Annotated in this window: 21 protein-coding genes; 7 read left to right on the top strand and 14 right to left on the bottom strand. The window is 66.8% G+C overall.

Going from position 1 to position 21600, the window contains the following annotated elements; all coding sequences use genetic code 11:
* Positions 1 to 75 precede the first annotated feature (75 nt).
* On the top strand, positions 76 to 768 hold the full coding sequence (locus K6L26_RS26500) for a demethylmenaquinone methyltransferase (RefSeq protein WP_019346917.1): 693 nt from the start codon (positions 76 to 78) through the stop codon (positions 766 to 768).
* A 249-nt stretch (positions 769 to 1017) separates the two neighbouring features.
* Here K6L26_RS26500 and K6L26_RS26495 read toward each other — a convergent pair whose 3' ends face one another.
* From K6L26_RS26495 to K6L26_RS26440, 12 genes are read right to left on the bottom strand one after another with little or no spacing between them, the layout of a single operon-like run.
* The gene (locus K6L26_RS26495; protein WP_221852090.1) at positions 1018 to 1695 is read right to left on the bottom strand and encodes a sensor domain-containing protein; all 678 of its coding nucleotides are present in this window, start codon (positions 1693 to 1695) and stop codon (positions 1018 to 1020) included.
* 20 nt (positions 1696 to 1715) lie between these two features.
* On the bottom strand, positions 1716 to 2372 hold the full coding sequence (locus K6L26_RS26490; protein ID WP_264019030.1) for an oxygenase MpaB family protein: 657 nt from the start codon (positions 2370 to 2372) through the stop codon (positions 1716 to 1718).
* Between the two features lie 29 nt (positions 2373 to 2401).
* Entirely contained in the window at positions 2402 to 3307 is a 906-nt protein-coding gene (locus tag K6L26_RS26485) for an oxygenase MpaB family protein (protein WP_036389237.1), read from the bottom strand.
* Between the two features lie 37 nt (positions 3308 to 3344).
* Positions 3345 to 3941 (bottom strand): Rv1363c family protein, encoded by a 597-nt coding sequence (locus K6L26_RS26480; protein WP_221852088.1) that lies wholly within the window; start codon positions 3939 to 3941, stop codon positions 3345 to 3347.
* Positions 3938 to 5161, bottom strand: a complete 1224-nt coding sequence (locus K6L26_RS26475) for an MlaD family protein (RefSeq protein ID WP_019344485.1) — start codon at positions 5159 to 5161, stop codon at positions 3938 to 3940. The genes K6L26_RS26480 and K6L26_RS26475 overlap by 4 nt, the downstream gene beginning before the upstream one ends.
* Entirely contained in the window at positions 5158 to 6237 is a 1080-nt protein-coding gene (locus K6L26_RS26470; protein ID WP_047039917.1) for an MlaD family protein, read from the bottom strand. The genes K6L26_RS26475 and K6L26_RS26470 overlap by 4 nt, the downstream gene beginning before the upstream one ends.
* Positions 6238 to 6243: 6 nt before the next feature.
* Positions 6244 to 7347, bottom strand: a complete 1104-nt coding sequence (locus K6L26_RS26465; protein ID WP_043370250.1) for an MCE family protein — start codon at positions 7345 to 7347, stop codon at positions 6244 to 6246.
* Entirely contained in the window at positions 7344 to 8399 is a 1056-nt protein-coding gene (locus K6L26_RS26460; protein WP_019347678.1) for an MCE family protein, read from the bottom strand. Before K6L26_RS26460 ends, K6L26_RS26465 begins: the two co-directional genes overlap by 4 nt.
* Complete coding sequence (locus K6L26_RS26455) at positions 8400 to 9452, bottom strand: MCE family protein (RefSeq protein WP_221852086.1); 1053 nt, start codon at positions 9450 to 9452, stop codon at positions 8400 to 8402.
* Positions 9449 to 10864 (bottom strand): MCE family protein, encoded by a 1416-nt coding sequence (locus tag K6L26_RS26450; RefSeq protein ID WP_221852084.1) that lies wholly within the window; start codon positions 10862 to 10864, stop codon positions 9449 to 9451. The genes K6L26_RS26455 and K6L26_RS26450 overlap by 4 nt, the downstream gene beginning before the upstream one ends.
* Entirely contained in the window at positions 10861 to 11691 is an 831-nt protein-coding gene (locus K6L26_RS26445; RefSeq protein WP_047039949.1) for an MlaE family ABC transporter permease, read from the bottom strand. Before K6L26_RS26445 ends, K6L26_RS26450 begins: the two co-directional genes overlap by 4 nt.
* Positions 11692 to 11714: 23 nt before the next feature.
* The gene (locus tag K6L26_RS26440) at positions 11715 to 12527 is read right to left on the bottom strand and encodes an MlaE family ABC transporter permease (RefSeq protein ID WP_036389232.1); all 813 of its coding nucleotides are present in this window, start codon (positions 12525 to 12527) and stop codon (positions 11715 to 11717) included.
* Positions 12528 to 12892: 365 nt separating this feature from the next.
* Between K6L26_RS26440 and K6L26_RS26435 the strand changes: the two genes are divergently transcribed.
* From K6L26_RS26435 to K6L26_RS26425, 3 genes are all read left to right on the top strand, one after another.
* A complete protein-coding gene (locus tag K6L26_RS26435) occupies positions 12893 to 13825 on the top strand; it encodes a CobW family GTP-binding protein (RefSeq protein WP_043370907.1) in 933 nt (310 codons plus the stop codon).
* 61 nt (positions 13826 to 13886) lie between these two features.
* The gene (locus tag K6L26_RS26430; protein WP_221852082.1) at positions 13887 to 14168 is read left to right on the top strand and encodes a pyrimidine/purine nucleoside phosphorylase; all 282 of its coding nucleotides are present in this window, start codon (positions 13887 to 13889) and stop codon (positions 14166 to 14168) included.
* A 134-nt stretch (positions 14169 to 14302) separates the two neighbouring features.
* Positions 14303 to 14812 carry a TspO/MBR family protein gene (locus K6L26_RS26425; RefSeq protein ID WP_221852080.1) on the top strand — a complete coding sequence of 170 codons (510 nt, stop codon included), beginning with the start codon at positions 14303 to 14305 and terminating at the stop codon, positions 14810 to 14812.
* Here the strand turns inward: K6L26_RS26425 and menJ are convergent.
* Complete coding sequence (gene menJ / locus K6L26_RS26420) at positions 14791 to 16047, bottom strand: menaquinone reductase MenJ (RefSeq protein ID WP_221852078.1); 1257 nt, start codon at positions 16045 to 16047, stop codon at positions 14791 to 14793. The genes K6L26_RS26425 and menJ overlap by 22 nt on opposite strands.
* 21 nt (positions 16048 to 16068) lie before the next feature.
* Between menJ and grcC1 the strand changes: the two genes are divergently transcribed.
* Together grcC1 and htpX are read left to right on the top strand one after the other, a co-directional pair.
* On the top strand, positions 16069 to 17076 hold the full coding sequence (gene grcC1 / locus K6L26_RS26415; RefSeq protein WP_221852077.1) for a nonaprenyl/(2E,6E)-farnesyl/geranylgeranyl diphosphat synthase: 1008 nt from the start codon (positions 16069 to 16071) through the stop codon (positions 17074 to 17076).
* A 75-nt stretch (positions 17077 to 17151) separates the two neighbouring features.
* Positions 17152 to 18027, top strand: a complete 876-nt coding sequence (gene htpX, locus K6L26_RS26410) for a zinc metalloprotease HtpX (RefSeq protein ID WP_070187062.1) — start codon at positions 17152 to 17154, stop codon at positions 18025 to 18027.
* A gap of 153 nt (positions 18028 to 18180) precedes the next feature.
* Here htpX and K6L26_RS26405 read toward each other — a convergent pair whose 3' ends face one another.
* Positions 18181 to 20346, bottom strand: coding sequence for a SulP family inorganic anion transporter (locus K6L26_RS26405; RefSeq protein WP_221852075.1), 2166 nt, complete (start codon positions 20344 to 20346; stop codon positions 18181 to 18183).
* Positions 20347 to 20823: 477 nt separating this feature from the next.
* On the opposite strand from K6L26_RS26405, the gene K6L26_RS26400 reads away from it, so the two are divergent.
* Complete coding sequence (locus K6L26_RS26400; RefSeq protein ID WP_070187064.1) at positions 20824 to 21597, top strand: response regulator transcription factor; 774 nt, start codon at positions 20824 to 20826, stop codon at positions 21595 to 21597.
* Positions 21598 to 21600 lie beyond the last annotated feature (3 nt).

Genomic DNA, 21600 nt, shown 5'->3' with positions numbered 1-21600 from the left:
TTCAAGTCGCCCCGGCGAGCACCAATTCCCGGTCGCAGGAAGTTCACAGGGATGGCTACGGGTAGCGTCGGCGGCGTGAGCCGAGCGAGCCTGGAGAAGAACCCCCACGAAGTGGCATCGATGTTCGATGCCGTGGCGCGGCGCTACGACCTGACCAACACCGTGCTGTCGCTCGGGCAGGACCGGTTCTGGCGTCGCCAGACCCGTGCGGCGCTGGGTATCGGCCCGGGGGACAAGGTGCTGGATCTGGCGGCGGGCACCGCGGTGTCGACGGTCGAGCTGGCGAGCTCGGGCGCGTGGTGTGTGGCTGCGGACTTCTCGGTGGGCATGCTCGCCGCCGGGGCGTCCCGTCCGGTGCCCAAGGTGGGCGCCGACGCCACCCGGCTGCCGTTCGCCGACGGGGTCTTCGACGCTGTCACGATCAGCTTCGGGCTGCGCAATGTCGTCGACCATGTGGCGGGGCTGCGGGAGATGGCCCGGGTGACCCGACCGGGAGGCCGGCTGGTGGTGTGTGAGTTCTCCACGCCGACCAACCGGGCGTTCGCCACGCTCTACAAGGAGTATCTGATGCAGGCCCTGCCGCGGATGGCCACCGCGGTGTCGAGCAATCCCGACGCCTACGTGTATCTGGCCGAGTCGATCCGGGCCTGGCCGGATCAGGCCGAGCTGGCCCGGCGCATCGGTGACGCCGGCTGGTCACAGGTCAAGTGGCGCAACCTGACCGGCGGCATCGTGGCCCTGCACGCCGCCACCAAGCCGTCTCCCTGACCTGCACCGCGAGCGTGCGTGTCTGCTGCCCGCCACGCCGCCAATCGCCGACAGTCTGCGCACGCTCGCGCCGCGCGTGGTAACCCAGCGGGCGGAAAACGAGGTACCGGACTCCCCAGCGTTTCCGCGTGCGCGCGCCTTACCTTTCGGCCACGTCCGCGAAGGGCCGAGAGACGATGTGCTGCAGCCGCTACCGCTCTCCGGTGACTTCTATCCCTGGTGGCCGGGGGGCGACAGCCGACAGCCCGGTCAGCGCCGGGCGTTGGCGACCAGCTTGTCGACAATGGTGGCCGCTTGATCCCGGACGTTGTGACCGCACACCTTGGCCTCGACGGACATGTCGGAGACAGTCGCGATGGCATGCTGACAGGCCCATCCGTCGGTGCCCTCCCGGGTGGCTGTCTGTTTGATCAGATCATCGCCGAGGACGAGCTCGCCGATGTTCCAGACCTCGATGCCGTGGTCCTCGTGAACCGGGATCGCCGATCCCGTGCAGTCGCCCCATACCTTCGCCGAAATCTGGTGCATGGTTCGGGCTTCGTCTTCGGAGGCGTAGAGCACCGCGGCTTGCTGCACCCAGTGTTGATGGTCTGAGTCCGAGTCCTGGGCGGTCTGGGTGCGTACCGCGGTCCAGTACGTGAACAGGTAGTCCATCTCCTCTGCGGGATAGAGTGCGGCCAGGCACCTTTCGTCGCGAACCTTGGGAAAGTTGTTGTTCATGTCCGCCGAGTTGCCGGTCAACACCATATTCCCGGCCCCGACGATCGCCTTGAGTTCCTCGATCGGCAGCATGATCTGCTCGAGCTTGTTCTCGGCCGGCGAGGGAGCCCTCTTCAGTGCGGTGCCCGACACGGTGTTCGTGCAACCGGTCAGCCCCACCAGTGCCGCTGCCACGGCGAGGACACCCAACATCCGAGTTCTGCGCACCCCGTCATTGTGGCGGACGGTCAGCACAGGACCCGACTGATCACCGTGAACCGCCGCAGGGCGCGCCGGTCGCCGGCGCTGACGCGAACGCCGGTCAGCTCGGCCGCCCGCGGATGCTGCATGGCCCGGATGGCCCGCTGCGGCACGGCCCGTGGCCACCAGTCCGTCGGTGCGAACATCTGCCGGCGGAACGGCTCGAAATGCTCGCCCGCCGACAGCTGCGTACGGCATGCGTCATCGAAGTACTCGCCGAACTCCGGCCAGCTGGCCGGCATGGGGCGCGCGGAGATGCCGTAGCGGCGATACCACGCGCAGCACTCCTGGTAGAGCTGCTCGTGCTCGCGCTCGTCCAGCTTTCGGATGAAGGTATTGACCATCATCACAAGGCTTTCCACATAGGTGGCGTGCTGGAAATGGAAGACGTCGGGATTGAGCGCGTGGTATTTGTGACCGGCCGGGTCACGGCCCTTGACCTCCTCATGCGCGAACCGGATGTAGGGGCGCATGTCGACGTCGGTGAACGCGATCCTGATCGCCTGGGTCACGGTGCGTTTGTGGTGCAACCAGACTCGCCGGTGCAGAAGAGCGTGCTGGGAGATCCCGGTGGCGATCGTCGGATGCAGCGACTGCAGGCAGACCGCCCTCGGCAGCACGAACAGGAACCGTCGGTCCGGCAGATAGCGCGAGAGCAGGGTGTCTGGGGTCGTCAGATCAGCGCCTTCTTACGGCGGATCCGGCGGCGGATATCCTTCATCAGCACCGAGTAGTTGCCGGTGCGTAGCGATTTCGGCAGGAAGCGGTTGACGAACGCCACGAACAGGAAGAGATGTTCGAAGCGGCGCCGGTCGGTGTCGGTCCACTCCAGTTCCATCGCCTCGCGGAACACCGGTGCCAGGAATCCGATGGTCAAAAACCGCAACAGCGGCGCCAGCATCTTGCGCATCGGCCAGTTGATCATCCGCAGCTCCACCAGGACCATGAGGTAATCCCGTACGAACGGGGTCATCTGGACGCGTTCGCACGCGGTGTTCCAGTACGCGTCGAAATCCGCCCGCGTGGCCGGCCACATCTCTTCGAGCACCTGCAGCGTGGTGCCGATGGTCATCGCACTCTGGTAGAAGGTTTCGGCCTGCTCCTCGGTCATGGTGCCGTACAGCAGCTGGTGGGTGTCCTCGTAGAAGATGAAAAGGCATGCCGCCACCCACAACTGGAGTTCGCGGTTGAACGCGTTGTACTTGACCGGGCTGTCTTCAGTGGACCTGACCTGCCGGTGCGCGACGTTGACCGCCTCGCGGTAGGCGTTCTTCTCTTCGTCGGTGCCCAGGATTGCGACCGTCAGGTACTGCGCGGTGGTCCGCAGCCGCTTCCAGGGGTGGTGCACCAAACTGCCTGACTCCACCCGGCTTTCGGCCACGCCATAGCCCACCTCGGGCCAGCTCATCTGCATGATGACGTTGGCCGCCGCCCCGGCGGCGGACCAGAAGTCCAGCGCGTCGGTGAGATCGACGTGCTTCTTCCGGATCCACCGGGGCACCCGCTGAGTGACGGTGATGCGCGTTTCGGCAGTGGTCAACCGCGGCTGGGCGGCCAGATCCACATATGTCGCTGGCATGGGACTCCTCTCGGGGGCGAACTATGGCTAACAGGGGTTACACGGTCTGCACGTCGTCGACGATCCAGCGATCGCCGCTGCGCACCAGCTTGACCACCATCCGGTACTTCTGGTCACTGCCTTGTGGCGCAGTCACATTGGTGACGTGTTGATCGACGAATGCCACCACGGTGGCCGCGTCGTCGGCGAGGGAGTCGACCACCACGTGGTCTGCGGTCGCGGTCGCGACACCTTTGCTGGTCACCACGATGTCGCGCAGCGCCTTGACCATCTCGTCGTATTTGGCGGCGAAGCCGGGGGTGGAGTTGGCGACGATGTGTTCGCGGTTGGCGTCCATCTTCTGGTAGTCGAACGCGGCCATCGCCACCAGGTAGTCGCGCGACATCGCCACGGCCTGACCGCGCAAGGTGTCGTCGCGACGGTGTTGGTACTCGCTGATCGACAACAGCACCAGCGCGGCGGTGGCGGCGACCGCCAGTAGCGCGACCAGGCCCGCCAGTACCCGGCGCTTGGCGCGGCTGGGCGCAGTGGGATCGGACGCCTGTGCCTCGGCTTCGCTTGCGGTTTCCTCGGCCGGGTCCTCCAGCGTCAGCACCGATTTGGGGTCGTCGGCGTCATCGTCGGAATTGCTCACTGCGGGCCACCTTTCAGGATGCTGCGCCATTTGTAGGCCAGCTGGGCCAGGGTCGGGATCTTGACCGGGTCATCGACCACTTCGGGTCCGATCGGGTGCCCGGGGGTCTGGGAGTTCTGCAGGCCGAGATCGTTGGGTCGGGGTGCGTTGACCGCGCCCCGCATCAGCATGTCGGGTGCCGGCGGGCAGTACATCACCAGGTTCGGATCTTTCGGGCTGACGTCGCCGATGGCGCGGCGGTCGACGTCGTAGTTGCACACTGGCCCCTGGGTCGCGATGAGCGAGAAGTCGGCGCGGGTCTGGCCGGTGGCGTCCAGCTTGACGATCGAGGTCAGGTCTTGCAGTCCCTTGGGGATCGTCGACAAACCCGTCTGCAGCGAGTCGGTGCGGTCGCCGATGATCGGGGTGACGGTGGCGAGGTTGGCCAGCGTGGCACCGAAGGTGCCCTGGTAGGTGTCGAGCACGCGCTGCAGTGAGGCCAGCGCGGCCGGCGAATGGTCGGTCAGGTAGAGGAATGCCGGTCCGCTGCCGTCGAGTTGGTTGGCCAGCCGGGCGCTGGCGCCCATGCCGCGCACGAACGGGTCACCCTGGCCGGCCATCGTGGTGACGAGTTCGGCGGTGCCCTCGATCAGGGGCTGCAGCTGGCCGGTCTGGTTGCGGATGCGGGTGGACATGTCCGACGCGTTGTCGATCAGCATGGCCAGGTCGGGGCCCAGCCCGTCGAACGCGTTCGACAGCTCGGTACCCACATCCCGGACTGCCCGCGTATCGATGCCTTTCACCAATTGCGCGGTGTCGCCCATGATCCGGTCCATCTGGATGGGTTGGCGGTCGGCGGGTGCGGCGATGGTGTCGCCGGAGGCCAGGTAGGGGCCGGCGTCGGACTGCGGCATGATGTCGACGCTCTGAATGCCGGCGGCCGTGCCCATCCCGACGGTCAGGATCGCGTCACGCGGAATCCTGGTGTCGGGGTCGATCGACAACCGCACCATCGCGGCGCCGTCGGGGGAGAGCCAGACGTCGTCGACGGTGCCGACCTGCACGCCGCGCACCGTGACGCTGGTGCCGGCGGTCAGTCCGAATGCGTCGGTCATGTTGGCGTTCAGGGTCATCGGCGTCCGGAATCCCTGCGGCCCGGCCACATAGCGGATGCCGAACGGGATGACGATCGCGGCGATCACCGCGAAGATGGCCAGCTGAACTACGACCAGGCGTCTCAATTCAGACCTCCCGACAAGAACCCTTCGAGGGCGACATCCCCGGTGATCGGGGTGCCGTTGACGATCAACCCTCCGGTCAGGAGCTTGTCGATGGTGCCCGGAATGTCCAGGGCGCCATCGAACATCAGGTAATCGCCGTGAACCGAGCTGCCGAACTTCTCCAGGAAGGTGTTCATCGAGGTGAGCATCGCGCCGAGCCGGTCGTTGAAGGTGCCCATCATCCCCACCACGGTGCCGGCGTCGCTCACCATGGCACCCAGGTCGGCCGAGGACAGCACGTTGTTGGCGGTAGCGGCCAGCGCGGTCGTCGAGGAGTACAGGGTTTGCAGCTTGGCGCGCTGGATGTCGAGCATCGCCACCACTTTGGGTACCGCGTCGAGATATCCGGCCACGGTCTTCTGTTCGTGCCCGAACTGTCCGGCGATGTTGGCGGCCAGGGTCATTGCCTGATCGAACTCACCCTGATGTTCGGAGGCCTTGGCGGCCAGCAGCGACATCGAGTCGATCAGGCCGCGCACCTTGTCGGCCCGGCCGGCGAACGCCTTGTCCAGTTCGGTGACGATGGTGGCCAGCTGGTCGACGCCGCTGCGGGACAACAGCGCGCCGAAGGTGGCCAACGCGCTCTCGATCTGCGGCCCGAGCTCGGTATGGCTGGGCGGAATCACGTCGCCGTCACGTAACGCTCGTTGCGGGACCGGTGCGCTGCTGAGCCGGACGAACGGATTGCCCAGGGCCGAGGGCAGTTCCACACTGGCCACCGTTCCGGAGTCCAGGCCGGCGGCGTCGGCCAGGCTAAGCTGCACCGAGGCGCCCGAGGCGGCCAGGCTCATCCCGCTGACCCGGCCCACCACCTTCTGCCCGTTGCGCACGTCGGCGCCGATGGTGATGCCGTCGGCGGTCGGCAGCACCACCGTCACCGCCATGGTGTCGGAGGGAGAGGTGCGGCCCAGCGGAAGGTCTTGAATACCGAGCTTGAAGATGTTGCCGCTCAACGCGAATGGAATCGCGACCGCGACCACCACGGCGCAGCCGGTGGCCGCGCCCCGCAAACTGGGCTTGGGCAAGGCTTTACGCATGACCGTTCACCTCGGGTATTTCGGGTTCGGGGCCGGAGCGTTGCCGGTGACGGCCGACACGATGCCCAGCGGGTCCGAGCGGCTGATCGGATACGAGATCGGGTTGGTGATCCCCGCACCCACGCACATCGGCAACATGTTGCGGTCGCAGAAGTTCTGGGCGGCGGCGAACTGGGCGAGCACCGTGGACACGTTCAGTCGGATCCGGCCACGCCGGTCGGGGCCGATCGTGTTGGACAGGTTCTGCATCATCAGCGGCACCAGGTCCATGAACTCACCCAGTTGCGGCTGCTTGGCCGTCAACACGTTTCCTACAGCGTTGAGGTTGGCTGCGATGGTGCCCAGGTCGTCGCCGTGCTGGGCGACGAAGGTGTCGACCTGGTCGAGCACCACCTTGAGGTCGGCCATGGGCTGGGCGATGTCGACGCCTGTGTCGGCCCAGCTACCGCCGACCTGCCCGAGCTCGGTGACCATCTGGTCCAGCGACACCTGCCGTTGATTGAATGCCGCCATCAGCGTGCTGAGGTTGTCCACCACCGCTCCGATGTCCTCGGCCCGCGCGCCCAGCACGCCGCTGGCCGCGCTCAGGTTGCGCATCGCGGAGTTGAACAGCTTGCCCTGGTCGCGCCATTGGTCGGCGCCGCGGGACAGCACCGCGCCGATATCGCCCTGTTGCGGGCCGATCGCTGAGGTCAGCGTGCTCAGGCTGCCCAGCATGGTGTCGAAGGTGATCGGGGAGTGGCTGTGGTCGGCTCCGATGACGTGTCCGTCGGCCAGCGTGGGACCCGATCCGCTGTAGGCGGGGCCGAGTTCGACGCTGCGGTCGCTGATCAGCGCCGGGCTCACCACGTACGCGTCCGGATCGGCGGGCAGCGCGACGTCGTCGGGCAGGGTCATGGTGACGCGCACCGTGGTGCCCTGTGGCGTCACCGCGGTGACGCGCCCCACCGGAACCCCGAGCACGGTGACCTTGCTGCCGGGGTAGATACCGTTGATGTAGCCGAAGTCGGCGTGCACGGTACGGGCCCGGTCGGTGCGGCCGAACACATACCAGCCGCCGGCGGCCACACACAGGACCGTCACAATCGCGATCAAGGCTCTACGCGTCATCGGCACTCCCGCTGAACGTTGAGGAAGCACAACAGGTTGTCGGGCATCACCACTGACGGGGAGTTGACGTCGGCCCAGTTGCCGTTGCCGGTGGCGTTGGTGACCGCACGGATCGCCGGCGGCATCTTCTGCAGGGTCTGGTCGATCTTGTCCACGTTGGCTTTCAAGGTTCCGGTGACCGCGGTGAGCCCGGCGATCAAACTGCCGAAATCGGCCTGCTTTTCGGTGTAGATCTGGGCGAGGTGCCGCATGATCGCGGTCAGGTTGGTGACGATGTCGGTCAGCGCCTGGCGACGCGCGGCCAACGACGACACGATGTACTGCGCGTTGGCGGCGGTGTCGGCCAGCGAATCCGTCTGGTGGGCCAGCATTTCGGCCATTTGCCGGCTGATCCGCAGGATCTCGTCGATCTTGTCGCCGTTGTCGGCGAAAGCCGAGCTGGCCGCGCTGATCCCGGCGAGTGCCTGGCCGAGTTCGGCGCTGTTGCCGGGCATGGTCTCCACCAGGGTGGTCATCATCGCGGTCAACGGCTGCTGGTCGACGTGCTCGGCGGTGTCGGCGGCCTTGCGCCCCACCTCGTCGAGGCTGTAAGGCACAGTGGTGCGCGACAGGGGAATGACGTTGGAGTCCAAGCCGTTTACTGTCCCGGCGGGCATGACGTCCAGGAAGCGCTTGCCCAACACGGTCCGCAACCGCACGGTCACCGTGGTCCGGTTGCCCAGCGCCTGCGCCTTGTCGAGGCGGAAGCCGACCCGGACCCGGTCCACGGCCAGGGCGACATCCTCGACTCGACCGGCCGGCACCCCGGCCACGTAGACGGGGTCACCGCCGGTCAGTCCGCTGGCGTTGGCGAGTTCGGCGACATAGTCCTTGGTTCGGACGTGGTAGACCGCGCGGGGGATCCCGATCGAGACGACCATGATGGCCACCAGTGTGATGGTTCCGATCATGCCGAGTGCCAACGGGATTGACGGGTTGTGTTTGCGCTGATCCTTGACGAAGAGGAAGATCACCGCGCCGACGAAGAGGTCGATCAGTTTGACGAGAAACATCTACTGACACACCTCGGAATGCGTGTAGCCGAAAATGTTGGCTTCGTGGCTGCGGATCTTGAGGGTGAAGTTGCACAGGTACAGGCTCACGAACCCGCCGTAGCTGGTGGTCCGATTGATCGCATCGCCGAATTCGGGCAGCCGGTTCAGCAGCGTGGTGAACTGCTCGGTGTTGGGCTGCCAGGCCTGCAGCATGGCGTTGAGATTGGTGATCGTTTCTCCGTAAGCGGTGCTGGAACTGTTGACCGTGTTGGCCAGGGTGGCCAGCACGGCATTGCCCTGGTCGATGAGCGTCTCGAACTGGCGGTCACCGGAGGTCACCGCAGCGCTGAGCCGGTTGAGCCCCTGCAACATCTGCTCCAGTTGCGGCTGGCGGGCGTTCATGGTGCGCATCAGTGTCGACATGTTGTCGATCAGCTGGGTAAAAATGGCGGAGTTCCCGGTCAAACTCGATGTCATGGCGGCGATCTGGGTGAGCAGCGTGGTCAAGGTCTGCGCCTGGCCGCTGAAGGTCTCGACGAATCCCCGGGTCAGGGTGTTGACCTGCTCGGGGGCCAACGCGTCGAACAACGGCTTGAACCCGTTGAGGAGCGCGGTCAGATCCACCGCGGGTGAGGTCTGGGCCAGCGGGATGACTCCGCCGGCAGCCAGGCGTGCCGGTGGTTCGTCGGTGGAGACGTCCATGATGGCCTCACCCGGATCGGACAGCGCCACGTAGCGGGCGCCGAGCATGTCGCCGTAGCGTACGGCTGCGGTGACGTTGCTGGTCAGGGTGAAATCGGAGTTGACCTCGATGTCGACGTCGGCGCGGCTGGTGCCGTCGGCGTTGGGAGCGAACCGGATCGAATCGACCCGGCCGATCCGAATGCCGTTCATGGTCACCGGGTTTCCGACGTTGAGGCCTTCGACGCTGGTGAACTGCGCCTGGTAGGTCACGGTGCTACCGCGCACCGGCACCGACAGGGTGTTCATCACCAGCACTGCGCTGAGCATCCCGGCGGTGCCGAAGGCGCCCAGCTTGGCCCATGACTGCCACCGACCGTTGCGGTTCATGAGACCTGCACTTCCGTGCCGCGCACCAGCGGGCCCAGCATGAGCACCGTGGCGATGTTCGGTTGGGTTGAGGGGGCACCGGCCGGGGGCACGAGTTGGTCCTGCAGGACCGCGAGCGCGTGCGCCTGGCCGTCTGCGTCGACGACGGCGGAGGCCGGCGCGGCCCCTGGAACCGATTCGGCGGGAAGCGGTTCGGTCGGTATCGGTGCGGACTGCGGCAATCCCGGTCCCGGTGGCAGGGACGAGTTCGTCGGCAGGTGCGGGGCGGGCGGGGTGAACGGCGTGATCGGCAGGTCGGCGGCCGGGCGGGCCAGCACGTCCTCGGGTTGATCGGGGATCCCGCCGGTTGGTGCGGATTCGGCACAGCGCGCGCCCTGCAGGTTGCCGTAGACCGGGCAATCTTGAAGGGAGTAGGGCATCGGCCCGGCGAACGTCGCCACGGCGGTGATGTTGAACTTGCCCGTGGCGAACACCTTGGCGCCGGCCTCGCCGAACGACTGTGCGCCGGCCAGAGTGTCCACCAGCCCCAGTGGCTGGGCTGCGGTGGTGGCCATGATCTTTCCGGCCGCGTCGACCACGGTGATCAACTGCTCGCGGTGATCGGACAGGAACGCGGTGAGCACCGAGGAGAACCGGGCGAACCCGTCCAGCGCCGAGGAGAATTTCTTCTGATCGTCGACCATTCGATTCGACACCGATGTCGCCGCCGACAGCGTCGAGATGATGTCGGGGGTGGCGGTGTTGAGCGAGGCCATCACGTCGCGGAATTGCGGTGTGGTGTCGAGGAATCGGACGAGCGACGGGGTCAGCACCTGCGCACTGGCGCTCAGGTTGTCGATCGTGGTGCCGAGTTCGGTGCCCCGGTTGCGCAGTGACTGGCTGATCGCGGTGAGGGCGGTCTGCATGCGTTCGGGTTTGATCTGCGAGAACATTTCGACGATCTTGGTGAACACGTCGTAGAGCGCCATCGCGTCGGGGCTGTCGTCGATGGCCACGGTGTCGCCGGGCTTCAGGCCCGTCGCCGAACGGTCACCGTGCGGGTCGACGAGTTGCAGGTAGATGTCGCCGAAGAAGGTGCGGGGCACGATGCGGGCGACGGCCGAGGACGGGATGACGCCGAGGCTGTCGGGTTCGATCGCCAACCGGACGCGTGAGGTGTGGGTACCCGATTCGATGTCGGCGATGCGCCCGACGTTGACGCCGTGGTAGCGCACCGGGGATCCGCCGGTGATCAGCCCCGCCGACACCGGAACGCCCACGAACACGTCGGCGCTGCGTTCCAGGTGACCCGAGGCCCGCGCCACCAGGACCGACGCCACGGCCAGCGCCACGACGGTCGCGGCCAGGCCCCGCACTGCCAGCTTCGCCCGGCCGGGTTCGGTACGTCTGTGAGATCTCTTGAGGTGCTTCACATTCCCATCCCGGGGATCTCGGGCACCAGGCCCCACAGTGCGAAGGTGAGCAGTACGTCGAGGATGCCGACCGCGAGGATCGCGGTGCGCAGCGCCCGGCCCGCGGCCTGCCCCACCCCGGCCGGACCGCCGGAGGCGAAATAGCCGTAGGTGCAGTGCACCAGCGCCACCACAACCGCGAACACGATCGCCTTGATGCCGGAGTAGAGCAGATCCTGCGGGCCGAGGGCCAGATGGAAGAAGTAGTCATAGGTGCCGGGGGACGCCCCGTTGAAGACCACCACCACCGTGCGGGTGGACAGGTAGCTGGCGAGCAGTCCGATCATGTAGATCGGGATCACGCACACCACCGAGGCCAGCACCCGGGTGCCGACCAGATAGGGCACCGAGCGCAGCGCCATGGCGTCGATCGCGTCGATCTCGTCGGAGATCCGCATGGCCCCGATCTGGGCGGTGAATCCGGTCCCGACCTTGGCGGCCAAGGCGATCGCCACCACGACAGGCGCCAGTTCGCGGGTGTTGGCGATCGCGGCGAGCATGCCCGAGAGCGTGTTCATCCCGACCAGGTCCAGGCCGCGCTGGGTTTCGACGCCCAGCATCATGGCCGCGGCCAGTGACATGGCGAAAACGATGCCGATGGTTCCGCCGCCGGACAGCAGGGAGCTCGTGCCGAAGGTGACCTCGCCGATCTGATTGAGGGTGTGTTTGCGGTAGCGCACCAGGGCGTACGGCAGCGAGCCGAGCACCTTGGCGTAGAACGTGACGTGCTGGCCGGCGACCGCGAGCGCATCGAGACCGGCCACCGCCGGCCGCGAAATCCGGTGCAGGGCAGCGCTGCTGGTGATCGCGGTCACCGGTAACTGCCCACGGCCGGAACCACCACGGTGTACAGCGCCGACATGGTGGTGTTGAGGATGAAGACCAGGGCGAAGGCCAGCACCACCGCCTCGTTCACGGCGTTGGCCACGCCGCCGGCGCCGCCCTTGGCGTGCAGGCCCTTGAAGGTCGCGACCAGGGTGGCGGTCAGCCCGAAGACCGCCGACTTGATCAGTGCCATAACGAAATCCGACACCTGGCCGTACTGGCTGAAGGTGGCCAGGAACGTTCCGGCGGGCAGGTGCTGCACGCTGATGTGGTAGAGGTAGCAGGCCATCACGCCGCCGAAGGTGACGATCGAGCACAGTGCCAGCGCCACGATGACGGCGGCGACCAGCCTCGGTGCGACCAGGCGCTCGATCACATCCAGGCCCATCACTTCCATCGCGTCGATCTCCTCGCGGATGGTGCGCGATCCCAGGTCGGTGCAGATCGCCGAGCCCGCGACCCCGGCCATCATCAACGCGCAGACCAGGGCCGCGGCCTGGCCGACGATGATGAAGGCCACCACAGCACCCGAATAGCCGCCGGCGCCGATGCGCCCGGCCAGCTCACCGACCGACACCGCGATGAACACCCCGATGGGCATCATCAGCAAGAGTGCCGGGCCGGTGCAGACCCGGCCGATGAACAGGGTCTGGGTCACGACCTCGTCGAGCACCAGGCGTCGGCGGATCAGCGCGGTGACGACGCTGACCAGCGCCTGTACCGAGAAGCCGAGCACGTAGCCGCCCTGGACCAGGACATCCCGTACGGGGCCCTTGGACGCTGGTAGCTCGTAGGTCATCGAGTTCCTTCCGCGCGTGTTGTGGCATGCGCGGGGCCGCCCGGTGACACCGGCTGTGCTGAAGCACCGTTTCGACCCCCCGGTCGCCTGTGGAGCATGTCACATCTCATGACGCGATCGCAACAATTAAGTGAATGGCCATTCTCGAGTGGAGAGACGGTGTCTTCGGAGGTCCGGAACAATTCCGTACCCGGGTTTGTGACCCGTCGATCACATAGTGGTGGGGGCCTTCGAAGCGGCGCGTCGCGCCGGTTCAGCGGAGAACCTGGATTAACTTAGCGTCCACGGCGGTTGGCGGGCCGAGGTGGTAGCGGTATGCCGTGACCCGCTTACTGAAAACAGTTACCAATAACTACGATGGCCCGGTGACATCGGTACCTGTGCTTGCGGTCGCCGGTCATCTCGGCGCCGGAAAAACCACGCTGCTCAACCACCTGCTGCGCAACGGCCGCGGTGTCCGCATCGGGGCGCTGGTCAACGACTTCGGCGCGGTCAACATCGACGCCATGCTGGTCGCCGGCCAGGTCGATGCGATGGCGTCGCTGTCCAACGGCTGCATCTGCTGTGCGGTCGACGCCGACGAGGCGGGCGAGATGCTCGGCAAGCTCGCCGCCGTCAAACCCCGGCTCGACCTGATCGTGGTGGAGGCCAGCGGTGTGGCCGAGCCGGCCGCCCTGGCGCGCACCATCATCACCGCCGACGATCCGCGCTTCCATTACGCCGGCCTGGTCCTGGTCGTCGACGGCCTGCAGCCCGATCTCGGCCACGGGGTACCGGTCGCCGATCTGGTGGTGCTGAACAAGGCGTCCTCGTGCGCCGACGCCGACGGCCTGATCGCCCGGATCCGCGAGCTCAATCCCCGGGTTCCGGTGCTGCCCACCGACTTCGCCCGCATCGATCCGGAGCTACTGATCGACCCCCCGGAGCGTGCGCCGCAGGCCCAGCTGTCCTTCGACGAGCTCCTGCGCGAGGAGCACGGTCACGACCATCCCGCGTATCAGAGCATCGAGTTCCGCACCGATACCCCGGTGAACCCGCGCTTGTTCATGGAGTTTCTGCGAGATCGGCCCGAGGGGCTGTATCGGGCCAAGGGTTTCGTCGACTTCGGCGACCAGCGGTTCCTGGTGCAGCTGGTCGGCAGTTCGCTGCGCTTCGAGAAACGTCGCCCCGGTGGCACCGAGTTGGTGTTGATCGGCACCGGGATGGACACCTCGGCACTGCTTGCCGGGCTGCAGCGGTGCGCCGGCGCACCGGCCGACGAGAACGCGATGCTCGGCGTGCTCAAGTACGTGGTGTAGCCGGCGGCGGGGGTGTCCGGCACCGGTATCCTGACCGCTCACCCGACTTCAAGGAGCCGCATTGTTCAAGGTCAACGAGTACTTCGGTGGCGACGTCGCCTCGATCGGCTTCACCACGCCGGAGGGAGCGGCGACCGTGGGCGTCATGGCCGCGGGTGAGTACGAGTTCGGCACCTCCTCCCTGGAGATCATGAAGGTGGTCTCCGGTGCGCTGACCGTCAAGCTGCCCGGTGCCGAAGGATGGGAAACCTTCGCGGCCGGAACACAATTCACCGTGCCTGCGGACAGCAAGTTCCAGGTGCGCACCGAGGTCGAGACGGCCTATCTTTGCGAGTACCGCTGAGCTGAGCGGTGTCTCCTTGGCCGCGCCGTTTTCCACCGCCGGGCTGTTCGACTTCGCTCGTCATGACCCAGGGGTGGAAATCGGCGACCGCGGCGCACGTGTGCCGACCACCGGTTTCGGGTATGTAGAGGCCCATGCGACCGATCACCCTGGCCAAGACGGCCTCTGCGGCATTGACCACTGCGTTCGTCGGCGGGCTGGCCAGCCGCCCCGCCCAGTCCACGTGGTACGAGCGGCTGCGTAAGCCGTCCTTTCAGCCTCCGCGACAAGCGTTTCCGATCGTCTGGCCGATCCTGTACGCCGGCATCGCGGTGGTGTCGGCCCGCACCATCGACCGTTTGCGCGCCGACGGCCAGGCCGACCAGGCTCGCGCTTACACGGCGGCGCTGAGTGCGAACCTCGCTGTCAACGCCGCGTGGTCGTGGGTGTTCTTCTCCCGTCGCCGACTCGGCGCCGCAGCGCTCACGGCCGCGGCGCTGACGGCCAGCAGCGCGGATCTGACCCGCCGCGCGGTACAGGCCCAAGGTGCCCCCGGCGCCATCCTGTCGCCATATCCGCTGTGGTGTGCCTTCGCGATGGCGCTGTCCACCCGGATCTGGATGCTCAACCGCGAACAAGCGGATCAGCTGAACGGTTTGCGCTGATCCAGCCTCCGTGACGCCAGCCCCGCGCTCCGCCACACCCGGGCCACCCAGTCGTCGTCCTCTTCGGTGACGAGATTGCCCATCACCCGCACGGCGATGTTCATCAAGAACGACGAGCGCACCGCGATCGGGCCGGAGGCCGGCAGGAACCGGGGCAGGGTGAGCAGCAGTGCCAACCGCCGGGCGATGGAGAAGCCCTGGGCGTAATGGTCCCGCAGCAGCGCGGGCCAGGCCTGCGCATAGTCGCCGGACCCCAGCATCTCGGCCGCCAAGCGGCCGGTTTCCAGCCCGTAGTCGATGCCCTCGCCGTTGAGCGGGTTGATGCACGCCGCCGCGTCGCCGACCAGCATCCAGTTGGGGCCGGCCACCCCGGACACCGCGCCGCCCATCGGCAGCAGCGCGGACAGGGCCGCTCGCGGCTCCCCGGAAAATCCCCATTCCTCGCGGCGCAGCTGGGTGTAGTACGACAGCAGCGGTCGCAGCGCGGCGTGTGCCGGGCGTTTCGCCGTCGCCAGGGCGCCCACCCCGATGTTCACCTCACCGTTGCCCAGCGGGAAGATCCAGCCGTAGCCGGGCAGCACCTGGCCTTCGGGGGAGCGCAGCTCCAGATGCGAGGTGATCCACGGCTCGTCGGCGCGCGGGGTGGTGAGGTAGCCCCGGATGGCGGTGCCGTACACGGTCTCCTTGTGCCACGTACGACCGAGCATGCGGCCCAGGGTGGAGCGGGCCCCGTCGGCCACGATCAGGTGCGTGCAGCCGATGGTGGCGCCGTCGTCGAGCTGCACCGACTCGACGTGACCGCGCGAATCATGGCTCACCCCAACCACTTTGGCGCCGAGCCGCATCTTCACGCCGTCGTCGGCGGCGACCGAGCGGATGCGGTCGTCGAGTTCGGTGCGCGGTACCGCGCTTCCGGTTGACGGGAACGACGGCCCAGGCCACCGCACTTCCACATCGGCACCGAATCCCGACATCCGCAGGCCGTGGTGCCGGATCCGGGTATCGAGCCAGGGCCCCATGCCGAGACGTTCCAGCTCGGCGACCGCCCGCGGCGTCAGCCCGTCGCCGCAGGACTTGTCCCGCGGGAACTGCGCCGCGTCGATGACCAGCACGTCGCGACCGACTCGGGCCGCCCACGCGGCGGCCGCTGACCCGGCCGGTCCGGCGCCCACCACGACCACGTCTGCCTGTGTATATCCCCGGGTCGCTGCGCTCCTGCCCGCCGGTGCATCCATGTCCCCCAGTATGTTGGACGAATGAGGACACCAGCGACTGTGGTGGCAGGCGTTGATTTCGGGGACGCGGCGTTCGCCGTCGAAGTCCGGGACAGCGTCGCCAGGATCGAACAACTGATGTCTGACGAGCTGGGCAAAGCCGATGAGCTCATGGCCGAGGCCGTCCAGCATCTGTTCCAGGCCGGCGGAAAACGGTTCCGTCCGTTGTTCACCGTGCTCTCGGCGTCGCTGGGCCCCCGGCCCGGCGATCCGGAGGTCACGATCGCCGGCGCGGTCATCGAGCTGGTGCACCTGGCCACGCTGTACCACGACGACGTGATGGATGAGGCCCAGATGCGGCGGGGGGCGGCCAGCGCCAACGCCCGGTGGGGCAACAACATCGCCATCCTGGCCGGCGACTACCTGTTCGCCACGGCGTCGCGGCTGGTTTCGCTGCTCGGACCGGACGCAGTGCGTGTGATTGCCGACACATTCGCGCAACTGGTGACCGGACAGATGCGCGAGACTCGCGGCGCGGCCGAGCATGTCGACTCCGTCGACCACTACCTCAAGGTGGTCTACGAGAAGACCGCGTGCCTGATCGCCGCCTCCGGACGGTTCGGGGCGACGTTCTCGGGTGCCGACGCCGACCAGATCGACCGGCTGCACCGGCTGGGCGGGATCGTGGGCACCGCGTTCCAGATCTCCGACGACATCATCGACATCGACAGCGATCCCGATGAATCGGGCAAGGTGCCGGGCACGGACCTGCGCGAGGGTGTGCACACCCTGCCGGTGCTGTACGCGCTGCGCGAGTCCGGCCCCGGTTCCGATCGGTTGCGGGAGTTGCTGGCCGGCCCGGTCGAGCGTGACGAGGACGTCGCCGAGGCACTGGCGTTGCTGCGGGAATCGGCCGGAATGGCACGCGCCAAGGAGACCGTCGCCGAGTACGCGGCACAGGCCCGCGCCGAGCTTGCGGGCCTGCCGGCCGGGCCCGGCCGTGACGCGTTGGCCGCCCTCGTGGACTACACGGTGAACCGCCACGGCTGATTCGAGGAACCACGGACGGTAACTGAGCGTTTAATCAGCGATGGTTGCCGAGTAGTTGCCTAGGAGGAAACTGCGATGACGTGGAACCCGCACGCGAACCGGATCAAGACATTCTTCCTGCTGGTCGGGATGTCGGCGTTGATCGTCTTCGTCGGTTCGCTGTTCGGCCGCAACGTGATGTATCTGGCGGTCCTGTTCGCCGTGGGCATGAACGCCTACGTGTATTTCAACAGCGACAAGATGGCGCTGCGTGCGATGCATGCCCAGCCGATCACCGAGGTGCAGGCGCCGGAGATCTACCGGATCGTGCGGGAGTTGGCCACCACGGCCCATCAGCCGATGCCACGGCTGTACATCTCCGACACCGCGAACCCGAACGCGTTCGCCACCGGCCGCAATCCACGCAACGCCGCGGTGTGCTGTACCACCGGCATTCTGCAGCTCCTCAACGAGCGTGAGCTGCGTGCGGTTCTCGGGCATGAGCTCTCACACGTCTACAACCGCGACATCCTGATCTCGTGTGTGGCCGGCGCGATGGCGTCGGTGATCACCGCTCTGGCCAACATGGCCATGTTCGCCGGAATGTTCGGCGGTAACCGTGAAGGCTCGAATCCTCTTGCCCTGCTCCTGGTTTCACTGCTCGGACCCATCGCGGCCACCGTGGTGCGGATGGCGGTATCCCGCCAGCGGGAATATCAGGCCGACCAGTCCGGTGCCGAATTGACCGGTGATCCACTGGCATTGGCCTCGGCGCTGCGCAAGATCTCCGGTGGGGTCGAGGCGGCCCCGCTGCCTCCACAGCCCCAGTTGGCCGATCAGGCGCACTTGATGATCGCCAGCCCGTTCCGCGCCGGCGAGCGTATCGGCAAGCTGTTCTCGACCCACCCGCCGATGGCCGACCGTATCCGTCGCCTGGAGGACATGGCCGGCCGCGGCCCTGGCCACTACTGATCCGTTTCGCCCAACCATCGCTCGTCGGGTCTCCCTGCGCAGACAGGAGTACCGACGAAACAGCGCGAGCGTGCGTGAACTGCTGCCGACATCTGGTGTGTCGGGCAGCAGACACGCACGCTCGCGCTGCTGGGTGACCTTCGCGGTGGTGGGTTATGCCGCGTCGGCCAGGGTTTCAATGTGGGTCGGCGTCACACGCAGCACGCCGGCGCTGGCGATGTCGTAGAACAGGCCGATCACGTTGACCCGCCGCGCCACCGGGTGCGCCTGCAGGGTCTGCACCTGAACGGCGATGTTGACCATCGACAGCTGATCCACCGTGCCGAAGCCGGCCTCGGCCGCCGAGAGCGCCACCGGGTGACGACCCTCATCGAACGCCTCCAGAGACGTATCGCCGTGCGCCAGCCAGGATTCCAGATGTTTGTCGCCGACGTCGGTCTTGCCCAGCATGGCGGTCATCGCGCCGCAGCTGGAATGTCCGCACACCACGATCGAGGAGACATCGAGCTTGTCGACCGCGAACGCGATGGCCGCTTCGATGGAGGCGTCGGCCTGGCCCGCGGGCACCATGTTGCCGACGTTGCGCACCGTGAACAGGTCGCCGGGCCCGCTGCTGGTGATGACGTTGGGCACCACCCGCGAATCAGCGCAGGTCAAGAACAGGGTCTCGGGCCGCTGCGCATCAACCAGCTCCTGCATGTGCGGGCGCAGCACCGGGGCGGTACGGCGGTGGTAGGCGGCCAGGCCGTGCAGCACCGAAGCCGACTCCTCGCGCTGCCAGGAGCTCCACGGAACCACGCCGGAGCGCTTGTCGAACGGCGTGAAGCCACGCATCGGCGGGCCGGCGACGGCACTGGCCATCTCGACCGCACCCACGTCGTGAATGTCGACCGCGCCACCGGTGGCCACGTGCTGGCGCTGCCACTCTTCGATGGTCTCGTGGGCGGCGTGGTCGATGAAGTCGACCGACAGCTCGACTGTCACCGTCGTGCCGGACGGCACGCGCGCCAGCGCGCTGGTGAGGGTCGGCAGGGACAGGAACGTGCAGGAGCCTTCGATGGCGACGCGCCAGGTGTCCTCGCCGGTGGGTTCGGCGACGATGTTGGTCCGCACCACCCGCCAGACGGTCAGGGCGACCGCCAGCGCCAGGCCGATCAGCACACCTTCGAGCAGGTTGAGGAACACCACGCCGGTCACCGTCACCGCGTACACCGCGAAATCGCCTGTGCGTCGCGCGGTTTCGATGTGGGCCCGCTTGACCAACTGGCAACCGATGACGATGAGCAGGCCGGCCAGGGCGGCAGTCGGGATCATCTGGGCCAGTCCGGCGAACGGCACGGCGAACACCAGGATCCACACCCCGTGCATGATGGCCGCCGCCCGGGTGCGGGCGCCGGCGGCCACGTTGGTGGAGCTGCGCACGATCACACCGGTGACGGGCAGACCGCCGACGGCGCCCGAGACCATGTTGGCCGTGCCCTGCCCGATCATCTCGCGGTCGAAGTTGGTGCGCGGGCCGGTGTGCATGCGGTCCACCGACACCGCCGACAGCAGGCTCTCGACGCTGGCGATCAGGGCCACGGTCAGCACGCCGGTGGCAAATGCGCCCCAGTTGCCCTCGGGCAGGCTGGGCAGGGCCAACGCGTCCAGCAGCGAGCCGTTGATCTGGATGCGGCTGACGTCGGCGAACGGTGCCAGCAGGGACAGGGCCGTGACGCCGACGATGGCGACCAGCGGACCGGGCACCTTCTTGACGGCCTTGGGTGCCCAGCGCCACCCCACCAGGATGGCGATCACCAGCGCACCCAGTACGACCCCGTGCCCGTGGGCGTTGATCAGCTGACCGGGCAGTTCGACGACGTTGGCCCAGGCCGAGCTGTTGGAGCTGCCGCCCAGCAGCACGTGGATCTGCTGCAGTGCGATGGTGATGCCGATGCCGGCGAGCATCGCGTGCACGACGACGGGGGAGATGGCCAGCGCGGCGCGCGCGACTCGGCTGAGCCCGAACAACACCTGCAGCACGCCGGCGCACACGGTGATGGCGCAGGTCACCGCCCAGCCGAACTGTGATATCAAGCCGGCGACGATCACGGTCAGTCCGGCGGCGGGCCCGCTCACCTGAAGGGGCGATCCGCCCAGGGCACCTGCGATGATGCCGCCGACGATGGCGGCGATGATGCCGGCCAGTACCGGTGCCCCCGAGGCCACGGCGATGCCCAGTGACAGGGGCAGGGCGACCAGGAACACCACCAGTGACGCCGGTAGGTCGTATCGCAGAACGGATCTCGCCCGTTCTGCGAGTTGGTTGGTTTGCTGCATGGCGCGCCTCCGTCTGGAATCGGTGATGCGCGGGCTCGCCTCGTTGCGGCCCGCGCAAAGTTATTGACGCCGTTGTCGGGGAACAACTGCGAAAGGTGTTGGAGCGCAGTGCGACACAAGTCGACTTATGGCTCACCTGTAGCTGGGTATTACCCAATTGCTGTGGGCGAGAGTATTTATCGCTGTGAGCAGGCGCAAGGAAGATTCGACCACGCATAGGGAACCCAAATGTTTCGGTGAAGTGTCCGTCCCCGCGAATATCCCTGGTGTGCAGGGAGAATCATTCAGGAAATGGCATTGGGCAGCACCAATTGTTCATCTACTCGTTTGAAACTGTATGTATCGCAAGACGTTTGAGCTGGATCACCACAGGTCAGAAACGTGACGTGCATCATAGAAAACTCATAGATACGGCATTCCCTTAGAAGTCCATATGAACTCCGTGACAACACTCTGTGTACTCCGCACAATGGAGGCATGACGACGATGTCCGTTTCCCCCCGCGCCCAGCAACCCCGCCAGGCCATCCTCGGACAGTTGCCGAAGATTCACCGCACCGACGGATCAGCAATCCGAGTGTTGCTGGTTGACGACGAGCCGGCGCTGACCAACCTCGTCAAGATGGCTCTGCACTACGAAGGCTGGGAAGTCGACGTGGCGCACAACGGCCACGACGCGGTAGCAAAGTTCGACGAGATCGAGCCCGACGTCGTGGTGCTCGACATCATGCTGCCCGACATCGACGGCCTGCAGATTCTGCAACGGGTGCGGGAAGCCGACGGCTACACGCCCACGCTGTTCCTGACCGCCAGGGATTCTGTGTTGGATCGGGTCTCCGGCCTGACCGCCGGCGCCGACGACTACATGACCAAACCGTTCAGCCTCGAGGAGCTGGTGGCCCGGCTGCGGGGGTTGCTGCGCCGGTCGAGCCACACCACACCGCCGGCCGACGAGACCCTCAAGGTCGGCGACATGGTGCTCGACGGGGCCAGCCGGGAGGTCACCCGGGCCGGTGAGCCGATCAACCTCACGGTGACCGAGTTCGAGTTGTTGCGCTACCTGATGCGCAACCCGCGCCGGGCGTTGAGCCGGGCCGAGATTCTCGACCGGGTGTGGAATTACGGGTTCGGCGGAAAGTCGAGCATCGTCGACCTGTACATCTCCTACCTGCGCAAGAAGGTCGACACCGACCGCGAGCCGATGATCCACACCGTGCGCGGCGTTGGGTACATGCTGCGGCCGGCGTCGTGACCG

This window comes from Mycobacterium farcinogenes (assembly GCF_019739075.1).
Lineage (GTDB): Bacteria > Actinomycetota > Actinomycetes > Mycobacteriales > Mycobacteriaceae > Mycobacterium > Mycobacterium senegalense.
The sequence above is the reverse complement of the archived record's forward strand: the minus strand, read 5'-3'. Positions and strand labels throughout refer to the sequence as shown.